Consider the following 12,156-nt stretch of genomic DNA (forward strand, 5'->3'; position numbering starts at 1 on the left):
CCGGCCGTGCGGGCGCCGGCGCCCGCACGGCTCCGCGCTACAGGCGCGGGCGGCTGTCGTCCTCGTCGTCGTCGTCCCGGTCCTCGTCGTCGTCCTCGAGGTCGTCGTCGTCCTCGTCCTCGTCCTCGTCGTCCTCGTCGTCGTCCTCGAGGTCGTCGTCGTCCTCGTCGGAGTCGTCGAAGAGCACGAAGGGCGTCACCTCGTCGAAGGCGTCGTACAGCGCCTCGTCGTAGGTCTCGAAGGCGTCCGACAGCGACTGGTAGGCGTCCTTGACGACGGGGTCGGTCTCGGAGCGGCGACGCTCGACGGCGTCGAGGTGCGCCTCGAGCGCCCCGACGAGACGTGCCAGGGCCGCGCGGGGCTCGGTGCTCATGGGAGGACCGTAGCCGCGCGCGGGGGTCGTCGGCGACGGGTGCGAGATGGTGCCGCCCGCGCCCCGGCGCCATCGCGCGAGCCCGCCCCGCAGGGCGGGCTCCGGTGCCCTCACCGGCCGTGCCGCCGGGGGTCCGGGGGCGCCCCCGTGGCACCATGACGGGCGATGGACGCGAGCCGACGCACCCCCCGGGGCGGGGACCAGCCCTCCGAGCGGCCCACGCACTCGGCGCCCGAGGAGGACGGCGCCCGGGGCGGGCGCGCACCCGGTCGCCCCCGCGCCTCCACCTTCGAGTACCGCGAGGTGGTGCTGCCCCGGGGCACCTCCGGCGGGCAGGCCCGCGCCCTCCTCACGGAGGAGGCGGAGTACGGCAAGTGGGAGCTCGCGGGCGTGCGCCTCTACGTCGGCGGGCTGCGGCGCGTCGTCCTGCGCCGGCGCATCATCCGGATGCAGCGGACGGCCTGAGCGGCCCGCCGCGGCCGCACCAGCACCACGCTCCGCGCGGCCGTGCCAGCAGCGCGCCCCGCGCGGCCGTGCCAGCACCGCGCTCCGCGCGGCAGGGTCAGCAGGTGCGCAGCAGCCGGTCGAGGACGCGGGTGCCGAAGCGCAGCGACTCGACGGGCACGCGCTCGTCGACGCCGTGGAACATGCCGGCGAAGTCGAGCTCCGGCGGCAGCTGCAGCGGCGCGAAGCCGAAGCCGCGGATGCCCAGCTTGGCCAGCGCCTTGTTGTCGGTGCCGCCGGACAGGCAGTAGGGCAGCACGCGGGCTCCCGGGTCCTCGGCGAGCAGCGCGCCCACCATGGCCTCGGGCAGCGAGCCCTCCATGTCGGTCTCGAGGGCGGCGTCGGAGTGGACGACCTCGACGTCGACGCCCGGCCCCGCCAGCTCGCGCACGACCTCGAGGACGTGGTCGCCCTGGCCCGGCAGCGTGCGGCAGTCCACGAGCGCCGTCGCCGTCCCGGGGATGACGTTGTGCTTGTAACCGGCCTCGAGCTGCGTGGGGTTCGAGGTGTTGCGCAGGGTGGCGCCCACCCAGTTGGCCGTCGTCCCGAGGACGCGCGTGAGCGCGTCGAAGTCCTCGGGGTCGAGAGGCTCGCCCGTGACGTCGCGGACCCCCTCGAGGAAGGCGCTGACGGAGGGCCGCAGCTCGGTCGGCCACCGGTGGGCGCCGATGCGGGCGACGGCGGCGGCCAGGCGCGTGACGGCGTTCTCGGCGTTGACCTGGCTGCCGTGCCCCGCGCGGCCGTGGGCCACGAGCCGGACCCAGGCGATGCCCTTCTCCGCGGTCTGCAGGAGGTAGCAGCGCTGCCCGGCGACGTCGATCGAGAAGCCCCCGACCTCGCTGATCGCCTCCGTGGCGCCCTCGAAGAGGTCGGGGCGCGTGCGCGCGAGGTGCGTCGCCCCCTTGACGCTGCCCGCCTCCTCGTCGGCGAAGAAGGCGACGACGAGGTCGCGCGGCGGCGTGCGGCCCTCGCGGACCATCTGGCGCACGACGGACAGGATCATCCCGTCCATGCCCTTCATGTCGACGGCGCCGCGGCCCCACAGCAGGCCGTCGCGCACCTCGCCGGCGAAGGGGTCGACGCTCCAGTCCGCCGCGCGGGCGGGGACGACGTCGAGGTGGCCGTGGACGACGAGGGCGCCCCGCTCGCGGTCCGCACCGGGGATGCGCACGACGACGCTGGCGCGGCCCGGGTCGCTCTCCAGGAGCTCCGGGGCCAGCCCGACCTCCTCGAGCAGGCCGACGACGTGCTCGGCGGCGGCCCGCTCCCCCGGCCCGCTGCCGTCGCCGTAGTTCGACGTGTCGATGCGGATGAGGTCGCGCGCGATGTCGACGACCTCGTCCGCCGCCGAGGGGACGTCGGTCGCGGCGCCGGTGTCGTGGGCGGACGGCGTGCCGGTGGGGTCCGTCATGCCCGGCACGCTACCGGCGGGGGCGTCGGCGGCCCCGCCGCGGCGTCAGGGCGCGGCGTCAGGGTGGGGCGTCGGGGTGGGGCGTCGGGGTGGGCGCCCGGGCCGGAGGGCGGCCCGGCGGCGAGCGGTCGGGGACGCCCCGGGACCCGTGGTAGTTTTTCCACCGCTCGCGGCGCTCCGGCGCCGCACGGCACCTGTCCGGGTGGCGGAATGGCAGACGCGCTAGCTTGAGGTGCTAGTGCCCTTTATCGGGCGTGGGGGTTCAAGTCCCCCTCCGGACACCAGCACGGGCCGCTCTCGTCGAGAGCGGCCCGTCGTCGTCTCCGGACCGGTCGGCCGGAACCCGTCGTCCCGTCCCACCGTGCCGCCCAGCGGCGGCCTCCTGCGGGCGATGTGCGGCCATGACGTCCCCGTGAGCGCCGCCCGAGGGGCGATGTGCGGCCATGACGTCCCCGTGAGCGCCCCCCGAAAGGGCGGGGCGGGGGCGACATGGCCGCACGTCGCCCCGGCGGGGCGGTCAGTCGCGCGGCGCGACGTCGTCGAGGCGCCCGCGCGGCACGCCGACCAGCGCGACGAGGGCGCCGAGGGCGAGCAGCCCGGCGCAGACGAGCGTCGCGGTGCGGTAGGCGGGCGTGAGGAGCGCGGGGTCGGCGTAGGCGGCGCCGGTGAGCCCGACGACGGCCGGCAGGGCTGCGACGGCGACGAGGCCCGCCGAGCGCGCGACCGCGTTGTTGACGCCGCTCGCCGTGCCGGACAGGGCGTCCGGCGCCGCCGCCAGCACGGTGGCCGTCAGCGGCGCGACGGTGACGACGAGGCCCGCCCCGAGCAGCAGGACGCCGGGCAGCACGTCGACGGGGTAGGTGTCCCCCGGCCCGACCCCCGCGAGCAGCGCCACGCCGACCGCGGCGACGAGGGGGCCCACGACGAGCGGGAGGCGCGGTCCGGTCCGCGCGGCCGCCGCCCCCGAGCGCCCCGACAGCAGCAGGAGCAGCAGCGTCGAGGGCGCCAGGGCGGCGCCCGCCGCGAGCGCGCTCCACCCGAGCGAGACCTGCAGCTGCAGGACGAGCAGGAGCATGACGCCGCCCAGGGCGGCGTAGACGGCGAAGGTGCCGACGTTGACGACCGTGAAGACCCGCGACGAGAACAGCGACGGCGGCACGACGGGGTGCGGCGTCCGCCGCTCGCGCAGGACGAAGGCCGCCAGCCCGACGACGCCGACGGCCGCCGCGACGAGCGACGGCGCGCCCCAGCCGCCCTCCGGCCCGGCCACGAGGGCGTACGTCAGGCCCCCGAGCCCGACGGCGCTCGCGACCGCTCCCGGCACGTCGAGGGACGGCGCCCGCTCGGGCGAGCGCGACTCCGGCACGTGCCGCAGCCCGAGGACGACGACGGCCGCCGCCAGCGGCAGGTTGAGGAGGAAGACGGCCCGCCAGTCCCACGCCACGAGCCAGCCCCCGACGACCGGGCCGGCGGCGCCCGCCACGCCCGTCAGGCCGGACCAGGTGCCGATGGCCCGCGCCCGGTCCTGCGGGGCGAAGCTCGCCTGCAGCACCGCGAGGCCGCCCGGCGTCAGCAGCGCGCCGCCGACCCCCTGGACGGCGCGGGCGGCCACGAGCGTCGGCACGTCGGGGGCGAGGGCGCACCCGGCCGAGGCGACGGCGAAGGCGACGGCGCCGACGAGCAGGACGCGGCGGCGCCCGTAGCGGTCGCCCAGCGACCCGCCGAGGAGGATGAGCGAGGAGAGGGTGAGCAGGTAGGCGGTGACGGTCCACTGCAGCCCGGCGACGTCGGCGCCGAGGTCGGCGCCGATGCTCGGGAGGGCGACGTTGACCACCGTGCCGTCCAGGAAGGCCATCCCGGAGGCCAGGACGAGGACGAGCATGACCGCTCTCCCCTGCGCCGTCCCGGCCCGCAGGCCGCCCTCGGGCGCCGTCGCGGAGGGGCGACGAGGGCGACCGCGCCGGTGACCCGTGCCCCGCCGACCCGTCCCGTGGTGGTCGGGGACCCCGCCGGGTCCGACGGGCAGCGGCGGGGGCGTGCGCGGGCTCACCTCCGGAGGGTAGGTGCGCGTCGTGGCCCCGCCGCCGCGCCGCCTGGCGGACGCCGCCCCCGCCCCGGTGTGGCCTGCAGCACACTGGGCGCCGACACCCGGACCCGGCGCGGCCGGCGCGCCCCCGGCACGCGGGCGCGGCGGTCGGGCCCCGCACCCGAGGAGCCCCATGAGCAGCGCCCCGATGAGCAGCACCCGGTCGAGCAGCACCCGGTCCAGCAGCACAGGGTCGGGCAGCGGAGGCACTGGCGCCGTCCGGACCCCCGCGACGGACGGCGACCCGGCCGAGGACGCGCGGGCCGGCGGCGGCGCCGCCGCACCCGCCGTGGACGGCGTGTCCTCCGACGAGGCCCACGCCCAGCTGCGGGCGTCGGTCCGTCGTCTCGCGGCGCTCCTCGGGGAGGCGCTCGAGCGCCACGAGGGCGCCGACCTCCTCGCGCTCGTCGAGCGCGTGCGCCACCTCGCCCGTCGCCCCGACGAGGGAGCCGAGCTCAGCCGCGTCCTCGCCGACGTCGACGACGGCACGGCCGTCGTCCTCGCGCGGGCCTTCACGGCCTACTTCCAGCTCGCCAACATCACCGAGCAGCTCTACCGCTCCCAGGAGCTGGCGAGCCGGCCGGGCGCCGGCCTCGCCCACACCGTCCCGCGCCTGGCCGCCGCGCTCGAGGCCGGCGAGGTGAGCCGCGAGCAGCTGCAGGCGGTCGTCGACCGGATGGAGCTGCGGCCCGTCTTCACCGCCCACCCCACCGAGTCCAGCCGGCGCTCGGTGCTCGACCTCCTGTCCCGCACGGCCGCGGCGCTGGACCGCAGCGGGGACCCCCGCCGTCGCGCCGCCGACGTCGAGGCCGACGAGCGCCGCGTCGTCGAGCTCGTCGACCTGCTCTGGCAGACCGACGAGCTGCGGGTGGAGCGCCCGCAGCCGGCCGACGAGGCGCGCTCGGCCCTCTACTACCTCTCCTCGCTCGCCACGACGGTGATGCCCGACCTCCTCGACGAGCTCGACCGCCGCCTGCGCGGCCTCGGCGTCGAGCTCGGCGGCCGGGCGCGCCCGCTGCGCTTCGGCAGCTGGGTGGGCGGGGACCGCGACGGCAACCCCAACGTCACGCCGGCCGTCACCCTCGACGTCCTGGCCCAGCAGCACGCGACGGGCGTCGAGGTGCTGCTCCGCCTCGTCGACGAGCTCGTCGTCCAGCTCGCGTCCTCGACGCAGGTGGTCGCCGTCTCGGCGGAGCTGCGGGAGAGCCTGGAGCGCGACCGCGAGCAGCTGCCGGGCGTGTGGGAGCTGCGCCACCGCCTCAACAGCGAGGAGCCGTACCGGCTCAAGCTCTCCTACGTGCGCGCCCGCCTGGAGGGGACGGGACGGCGCCTGACGGCGGGCGGCGCCCACGTGCCGGGGCAGGACTACGCCGGCGTCGGCGACCTGCTGGACGAGCTGGAGCTCGTCCAGCGCTCCCTCGTCGAGAACGGCTGCGAGCTCGTGGCCCACGGCGTCGTGGCGCGCGCCCTGCGCACCGCCGCCGCCACGGGTCTGGGCCTCGCGGTGCTCGACGTGCGCGAGCACTCCGAGCGCCACCACACGGCCCTCGAGGCGCTGGTGGACCGGGCGCGCGCCGCGGACCGCCCCTACGGCGAGATGGACCGCGAGCAGCGGCGGGCGCTGCTGTCGGCCGAGCTGGCCGGCGGTCGGCCCCTCGCGAGCGCGGCCACGCTCGACGCCGTCGAGGGCACGGCCGCGGAGGTCGTCGAGCTCTTCCGCACGGTGCGCACGGCGCTCGACCGCTTCGGTGACGACGCCGTCGAGACCTACGTGGTGTCCATGACCAAGGGGGTGGACGACCTGCTCGCCGTCGCCGTCCTGGGACGCGAGGTGGGCCTCGTCGACGTCCCCGCGGACCCGGACGCCCCGGCCGTGGCACGGGTGGGCTTCGCGCCGCTCTTCGAGACGATCACCGAGCTCGAGGCGGCCGGCCCCCTGCTCGGCACGCTGCTCTCCGACCCGTCCTACCGGCGCCTCGTGGCCGCCCGGGGCGACGTGCAGGAGATCATGCTCGGCTACTCCGACAGCTCCAAGGACGGCGGCATCGCCGCCTCGCGCTGGCAGATCCACCGCGCCCAGCGGGCGCTGCGCGACGTCGCCCGCGAGCACGGCGTGCAGCTGCGGCTCTTCCACGGCCGCGGCGGGTCGGTCGGCCGCGGCGGCGGCCCGACGGGCGAGGCGATCCTGGCGCAGCCCGCGGGCAGCCTCGACGGCGCCATGAAGGTCACGGAGCAGGGCGAGGTCATCTCCGACAAGTACCTGCTCCACGGGCTCGCCGTGCACAACCTCGACGTCGCCCTCTCGGCGGTGCTCGAGGCGTCGGTGCTCCGCAGCGCGCCGGTCGTCGACCGGTCGGTCCTCGACGGCTGGGACGCGACGATGGACGTCGTCGCCGCGGCCGGCCGCGACCGCTACCGCGGCCTCGTCGAGGACGAGCGCCTCGTGCCGTTCTTCCTCGCGGCGACGCCGGTGGAGGAGCTCGGGCACCTCAACATCGGCTCGCGCCCGGCGCGGCGTCCCGGCGGCACCGGCGGGCTGGAGGACCTGCGGGCCATCCCGTGGGTGTTCGGCTGGACGCAGAGCCGGATCAACGTGCCCGGGTGGTTCGGCGTCGGCTCGGGGCTGGCCGCGGCGCGCGAGGCCGGGCGCACCGACGAGCTCCGGGCGATGTACGAGACCTGGCCGTTCTTCCGCAGCTTCCTCGGCAACGTGCAGATGACGCTGGCCAAGACCGACCTGTCCATCGCCCAGCGCTACGTCGACACGCTGTGCGACGAGGAGCAGGCGGCGCTGCTCGAGGACCTGCGCGCCGAGCACGCGCGCACGACCGAGGAGGTCCTCGCCGTCACGGGGCAGTCCGAGCTGCTCGAGGCGTCGCCGGTGCTGCGCCGGACCCTCGAGCTCCGCGACTCCTACCTGGCCCCGCTGCACGCCCTGCAGGTCGAGCTGCTGCAGCGCTCGCGCGCGGCGGGCGACGACGTCGACCCGGTGCTGCGCCGGGCGCTGCTGCTGACCATCAACGGCATCGCCGCGGGCATGCGCAACACGGGCTGACCCGGCCCGCCGCCCTCTCCCGGCACTCCGTCGACACTCCGCCGTCAGGGAGGCCCGTGGAGGGCGAGGTGTCGACGAGGTGCGGAACGCGAGAGGGGGACGTCGTGGGCGGGGACGAGGCGAGGGGTCGGACGGGTCTCGCGGGCGTCCGGACGACGGACGACGCGCTGGCGCTCTTCGACGCGCTGCCGGCGGTCGCGGTCGACGACGTCCTCGGCGCGTGGCGGGGCACCGGCGTGCCCACGGGCCACCCGCTCGACGGCCTGCTCGAGCTCCTCGGCTGGCGCGGCAAGCGCTTCGACGGCGCGGACGCGGCGCACCCGCTGCTCTTCTCCGCCCGCGCGGGGGGCGAGCCCCTCGCCGTCGACCCCGCCGGCGTGCCGGTCGGGCTGGTCGTGCGCGCCAGCGGGCTCCTGCACGACGAGCGGGTCGCGGCCGCGGCGCGCCGGGCGCTGCCGCTGCGCCGGACCCGGCGCCCGAGGGCCCGGCTGCGTCCGGTGCGCCACCGGGGCGTCACGTCGGCGGCGATGCTCTACGACGCGCTGCCGGTGGTGGACCACCTCCGCGCGCTGGACGACGGCGGGCTGCTCGGGCTCATGGACGCGCGGGGCCTCGAGCGGCCGTTCTTCTTCGCCCTCCACCGGGAGGGCCGGGCGCACGAGAGCCGCACCTGAGGCGGGCCACCGCGGCGCGGCCCCTACCGTGACGACCGTGAGCCAGTTCCCCCAGCAGCAGGACCCCCAGCAGCAGAGATCCCAGCAGCAGGCGCTGCGGTGGACCCCCGCGCTCGAGCGACCCGACCTGCTCGCCGAGCCCGTGGCCGCCGCCCTGCGCGCGCTGCCCGCGGAGGACGCCGCCGCGGTCCTCGTCGCGGAGATCGACCCGGACGTCGCCGACACCGCCGCCCTGGTGGCCTCTTCGGACGTCACGCTCGAGGAGTCGGCCAACTGCGTGCTCGTCGGCGGCCGTCGGGACGGCGAGCAGCGCGTCGCCGCGGCGCTCGTGCGCGGGACGGACCGCGCCGACGTCAACGGCCTCGTCAAGCGCGCGCTCGACGTCCGCAAGGCGTCCTTCCTCGCCCGGGAGGACGCCGTCAGCGCGTCCGGCATGGAGTTCGGCGCCATCACCCCGGTCGGCCTGCCCGACGGGTGGCGCGTCCTCGTCGACGGGGCTGTGGCGGGCCTCCCCCGCGCCGTCGTCGGCAGCGGCGTCCGTCGGTCCAAGCTCGCCCTCCCCGGCGCCCTGCTGGCGCGCCTGCCCGGCGCCGAGGTGCACGACGGCCTCGGCCGCCCGGCCTGACCGCCCGCCGGCGGAGGGGCTAGGGCGCCCGCAGCGCCCAGAAGGCGACGGCGCTGGCGGCGGCGACGTTGAGGCTGTCGACGCCGCCCGCCATGGGGATGCGCACGACGACGTCGCTGCCGACGACCGCCCCGCGGGACAGGCCGTCCCCCTCCGTGCCGAGCAGCAGGGCGAGGCGCTCGGGCGGGTCGGCGGCGAGGTCGTCGAGGCTCACGGCGTCGTCGGCGAGCGCGAGCGCGGCGACGGCGAAGCCCCGCTCGCGCAGGAGGTCCAGGCCGCCGGGCCACGGCTCGAGGCGCGTCCAGGGCACCTGGAAGACGGTCCCCATCGACACGCGCACCGAGCGCCGGTAGAGCGGGTCGGCGCAGCGCGGCGAGACGAGGACGGCGTCGACGCCGAGCGCGGCGGCGGAGCGGAAGACGGCGCCCACGTTCGTGTGGTCCACGACGTCCTCGAGCACCGCGACGCGACGGGCCCCGGCGAGGACGTCGTCGAGCGCGGGCAGCGCCGGCCGGTGCATGGCCGCCAGGGCGCCGCGGTGGAGGTGGAAGCCGGTGATGGCGCGCAGCAGCGGCTCGTCGGCGACGTGCACCGGGACGGGCGGCCCGCCGTCCGCGCCCACGCCGTGCCGGGCGAGCAGCGGCAGCAGGTCGGGCAGCCAGCGCGGGGCGAGCAGCACCGAGCGCGGGCGGTGGCCCGCCTCGAGCGCCCGCTCGAGCACGGTGCTCGACTCCGCCATGTAGAGGCCCTCGGCGGGCTCGCGGACGCGGCGCAGCGCGACGTCCGTGAGGCCGGTGTAGTCGCCGAGCCGCGGGTCGGCGGCGTCCTCGACCCGGTCGACGACGACGCCGGGCGGCACGTCGACGCCGTCGGGCACGAGCGCATCGCTCATCGCACGACCAGGCTCATCGCACGACCAGCGCGACGAGGGCCACGACGCCGAGGACGACGATGGTCGCGCGCAGCACGGCGCTCGGCAGCCGTCGCCCGACGGAGGCGCCGAGGAGCCCGCCGAGGAGCGAGCCGACCGCGATGACGAGCACCGCCTCCCAGACGATGCGGTCGAACCCGACGACGACGTACGCCGCCGCCGCGACGACGTTGACGACGAGCGAGAGCAGGTTCTTCATCGCGTTGAGCCGCTGGATCGGCTCGACGAGCAGCGCGCCGTGCGCGCCGACGAGCAGGATGCCCTGCGCCGCCGTGAAGTAGCCGCCGTAGACCCCGATGAGGAAGGTCACGACGAGGAGCACGACCTGCCCGGTGCGCCCGGGGCCGGGCGACGCGCCGGTGCCCTCGAGGGACCCCGGCGCCGCGGCGCCGCTGACGGCGAGCCGTCGCTCCAGGCGCCGCCTGGTGCGCGCCTGCAGCCGCGGCTGGAGCAGGACCAGCACGATCGCGAGGACGACGAGGACGGGGACCACCGTCTCGAAGGTCGTCGCGGGCAGGTGCAGCAGCAGGAAGGCGCCGAGCAGCGCCCCGAGCACCGACATGGGCACCAGCCGTGCGGCGCGGGCGCCCTGGCCGCGCAGCTCGCGCCGGTAGCCCCACGTGCCGGAGACGCCGCCCGTCACCAGGCCCACGGCGTTCGACATCGTCGCCGACACGGGCGGGACTCCGATCGCCACGAGGGTCGGGAAGGTGACGAGCGTGCCCGAGCCGACGACGGCGTTGATGGCGCCCGCCCACACCGCCGCCAGCGACAGGAGGAGCAGCTGCCAGCCCGTGAGGTCACCGAGGACGGCCTCGCTCACGCCGTCCTCACGTCCCCGTCCGTCGTGCCCCCGTCCGTCGTGCCCCCGTCACTCATGCCCGGGCGGCCCGGGCCGACCAGCGTCCGCCCGACCGCTCGACGCGCAGCGGCAGCCCGAAGGTCGCCCCCAGGGCCTCCGCAGTGAGGACCTGCTCGAGCGGGCCCTGGCCGACGACGCGGCCCTCGCGCAGCAGCAGCGCGTGGGTGATCCCGGGCGGGACCTCCTCGACGTGGTGGGTGACGAGCACGAGGGCGGGCGAGAGGGGGTCGGCGGCGAGGGCGCCGAGGCGCTGCACGAGGTCCTCGCGCCCGCCGAGGTCGAGGCCGGCGGCCGGCTCGTCGAGCAGCACGAGCTCGGGGTCCGACATGAGCGCCCGGGCGATCTGGACGCGCTTGCGCTCCCCCTCCGACAGCGTCCCGTAGGTGCGCCGCTCGAGGCCGGCGACGCCGAGCGCGGCGAGCAGCTCGCGCGCGCGGTCGTGGTCGGGGCCCTCGTACTCCTCGCGCCAGCGCCCGACCATCCCGTAGGAGGCGGTGAGGACGACGTCGACGACGCGCTCCCCCGCGGGCACCCGCTCGGCGAGGGCGGCGCTGGCCAGGCCGATGCGGGGGCGCAGCTCGAAGACGTCGACGAGGCCGAGCTCCTCCCCCAGCACCTCCGCGCGCCCGCGCGAGGGGTGCAGGCGGCCCGAGGCGACCTGCAGCAGCGTGGTCTTGCCGGCCCCGTTGGGGCCGAGGACGACCCAGCGCTCGTCGGCGCCGACGGCCCAGGAGACGTCGTCGAGCAGCGGGCGGCCGTCGCGGACGACCGTGACGCCGTCGAGGTCGAGCACGGGCTCGTCCGGCGCGCCCTTGGCGGTCGGCGCGACGGCGGCACGACGGGCGGAGGGCCCCGTCGACGGGGAGACCGGTCGCGGTGCGGTGCTCGTGCGGCCGGTGCCCTCGCTCATGGCCGCGACCCTACTGCCGCTCCCCGGCGCGTCCCGGGGCCGGCGGCGGCGCCCGGTGCGGTGCCCGGTGCGGTGCCCCGGGGCGGCCGCGGCGCACCCGCGGGCGGGTCCGCCGACCCGTCCGGTCGACCCGTCCACCAGCGGCCGGCGGCGGCTCGCCTCGTACCCTCGTCGGCGTGATCGACCTCCCCCGCTCCGCACGGCTGGCCGCCTGGGGCACCGCGGTCCTGCGTGGCGAGGCACCGGTGGGGACGGCCGTGCGCGCCGTCCAGCGGGAAGACGAGCCGCACACCGCGGCCGGCGACGCCCCCGCCGCCGACCTCGCCGAGCTCCTCGAGGGCTGGCGCGCGGCCGGGCACCGCGGTCTGCGCGTCGTGCTGCCGGTCCCCGGCGACGTCTCGGGCCTGCCCGGGCCCGCGTCCTTCAACGTCGAGGCCCTCGACGTCGGCGAGGCCGTGCTCACCGACGACGAGGACGGGGCGGGGCGCCGCTGGGGGGCGTGGCCCGACGTCACCGAGTTCGGCTCGGCGCTCGAGCCGGGGGCGATGGTCGCCTGGCACGCGGAGCTCGTGCAGCGGCCGGCCGCGCCGCCGGCGACGACGCTCGCGGACGCCGAGCGCCAGCTCTCGCGGGCCCTCGAGGACGCCCTCGGCGCCCTGCACCGCCTCGACGTGGCGCGCTGGCGCGAGGACGCCGCGACGCGCATCGCGCAGGTGCGCGACGGG

The 12,156-nt window shown here is 77.6% G+C and carries 11 protein-coding genes and 1 tRNA gene; 6 read left to right on the forward strand and 6 right to left on the reverse strand.

Annotation, left to right across the window (positions count from 1 at the left end; all coding sequences use genetic code 11):
* Positions 1–37: 37 nt before the first annotated feature.
* A complete protein-coding gene (locus HLB09_RS06875) occupies positions 38–373 on the reverse strand; it encodes a primosomal protein (RefSeq protein ID WP_171202654.1) in 336 nt (111 codons plus the stop codon).
* 165 nt (positions 374–538) lie between these two features.
* Between HLB09_RS06875 and HLB09_RS06880 the strand changes: the two genes are divergently transcribed.
* The gene (locus HLB09_RS06880) at positions 539–838 is read left to right on the forward strand and encodes a DUF5703 family protein (RefSeq protein ID WP_171202653.1); all 300 of its coding nucleotides are present in this window, start codon (positions 539–541) and stop codon (positions 836–838) included.
* A gap of 97 nt (positions 839–935) precedes the next feature.
* Here the strand turns inward: HLB09_RS06880 and HLB09_RS06885 are convergent, their stop codons facing one another.
* On the reverse strand, positions 936–2,288 hold the full coding sequence (locus HLB09_RS06885) for a M20/M25/M40 family metallo-hydrolase (RefSeq protein WP_171202655.1): 1,353 nt from the start codon (positions 2,286–2,288) through the stop codon (positions 936–938).
* Positions 2,289–2,484: 196 nt separating this feature from the next.
* On the opposite strand from HLB09_RS06885, the gene HLB09_RS06890 reads away from it, so the two are divergent.
* Positions 2,485–2,572: transfer RNA gene (locus HLB09_RS06890), tRNA-Leu, on the forward strand.
* A gap of 233 nt (positions 2,573–2,805) precedes the next feature.
* On the opposite strand, the gene HLB09_RS06895 is transcribed toward HLB09_RS06890, so the two are convergent.
* A complete protein-coding gene (locus HLB09_RS06895) occupies positions 2,806–4,338 on the reverse strand; it encodes a DHA2 family efflux MFS transporter permease subunit (RefSeq protein WP_322790054.1) in 1,533 nt (510 codons plus the stop codon).
* 169 nt (positions 4,339–4,507) lie between these two features.
* On the opposite strand from HLB09_RS06895, the gene ppc reads away from it, so the two are divergent.
* From ppc to HLB09_RS06910, 3 genes are all read left to right on the forward strand, one after another.
* Positions 4,508–7,429, forward strand: coding sequence for a phosphoenolpyruvate carboxylase (gene ppc, locus HLB09_RS06900; RefSeq protein WP_171202656.1), 2,922 nt, complete (start codon positions 4,508–4,510; stop codon positions 7,427–7,429).
* A gap of 104 nt (positions 7,430–7,533) precedes the next feature.
* Entirely contained in the window at positions 7,534–8,103 is a 570-nt protein-coding gene (locus HLB09_RS06905; RefSeq protein ID WP_171202657.1) for a GXWXG domain-containing protein, read from the forward strand.
* Between the two features lie 37 nt (positions 8,104–8,140).
* Positions 8,141–8,728 (forward strand): YbaK/EbsC family protein, encoded by a 588-nt coding sequence (locus HLB09_RS06910; protein ID WP_322790055.1) that lies wholly within the window; start codon positions 8,141–8,143, stop codon positions 8,726–8,728.
* 19 nt (positions 8,729–8,747) lie between these two features.
* Here HLB09_RS06910 and HLB09_RS06915 read toward each other — a convergent pair whose 3' ends face one another.
* The 3 genes from HLB09_RS06915 to HLB09_RS06925 are packed head-to-tail and all read right to left on the reverse strand — an operon-like array spanning position 8,748 to position 11,431.
* Positions 8,748–9,620: a TrmH family RNA methyltransferase gene (locus HLB09_RS06915; protein ID WP_171202658.1), complete on the reverse strand. Its 873-nt coding sequence runs from the start codon at positions 9,618–9,620 to the stop codon at positions 8,748–8,750.
* A 13-nt stretch (positions 9,621–9,633) separates the two neighbouring features.
* The gene (locus HLB09_RS06920) at positions 9,634–10,482 is read right to left on the reverse strand and encodes a sulfite exporter TauE/SafE family protein (protein WP_322790056.1); all 849 of its coding nucleotides are present in this window, start codon (positions 10,480–10,482) and stop codon (positions 9,634–9,636) included.
* Between the two features lie 52 nt (positions 10,483–10,534).
* Complete coding sequence (locus tag HLB09_RS06925) at positions 10,535–11,431, reverse strand: ABC transporter ATP-binding protein (protein WP_171202659.1); 897 nt, start codon at positions 11,429–11,431, stop codon at positions 10,535–10,537.
* A 176-nt stretch (positions 11,432–11,607) separates the two neighbouring features.
* On the opposite strand from HLB09_RS06925, the gene HLB09_RS06930 reads away from it, so the two are divergent.
* On the forward strand, positions 11,608–12,156 hold a 549-nt coding region (locus HLB09_RS06930), incomplete at its 3' end, for a hypothetical protein (protein ID WP_171202660.1).

Origin of the sequence: Pseudokineococcus marinus (assembly GCF_013004605.1) — a bacterium.
GTDB classification, from domain to species: domain Bacteria; phylum Actinomycetota; class Actinomycetes; order Actinomycetales; family Quadrisphaeraceae; genus Pseudokineococcus; species Pseudokineococcus marinus.

Excerpts from the sequence above, each read along its gene's own strand:
- HLB09_RS06875 (WP_171202654.1), bottom strand. The coding sequence starts at position 373 with ATGAGCACCGAGCCCCGCGCGGCCCTGGCACGTCTCGTCGGGGCGCTC.
- HLB09_RS06880 (WP_171202653.1), top strand. The coding sequence starts at position 539 with ATGGACGCGAGCCGACGCACCCCCCGGGGCGGGGACCAGCCCTCCGAG.
- HLB09_RS06915 (WP_171202658.1), bottom strand. The coding sequence starts at position 9,620 with ATGAGCGATGCGCTCGTGCCCGACGGCGTCGACGTGCCGCCCGGCGTC.
- ppc (WP_171202656.1), top strand. The coding sequence starts at position 4,508 with ATGAGCAGCGCCCCGATGAGCAGCACCCGGTCGAGCAGCACCCGGTCC.
- HLB09_RS06925 (WP_171202659.1), bottom strand. The coding sequence starts at position 11,431 with ATGAGCGAGGGCACCGGCCGCACGAGCACCGCACCGCGACCGGTCTCC.
- HLB09_RS06885 (WP_171202655.1), bottom strand. The coding sequence starts at position 2,288 with ATGACGGACCCCACCGGCACGCCGTCCGCCCACGACACCGGCGCCGCG.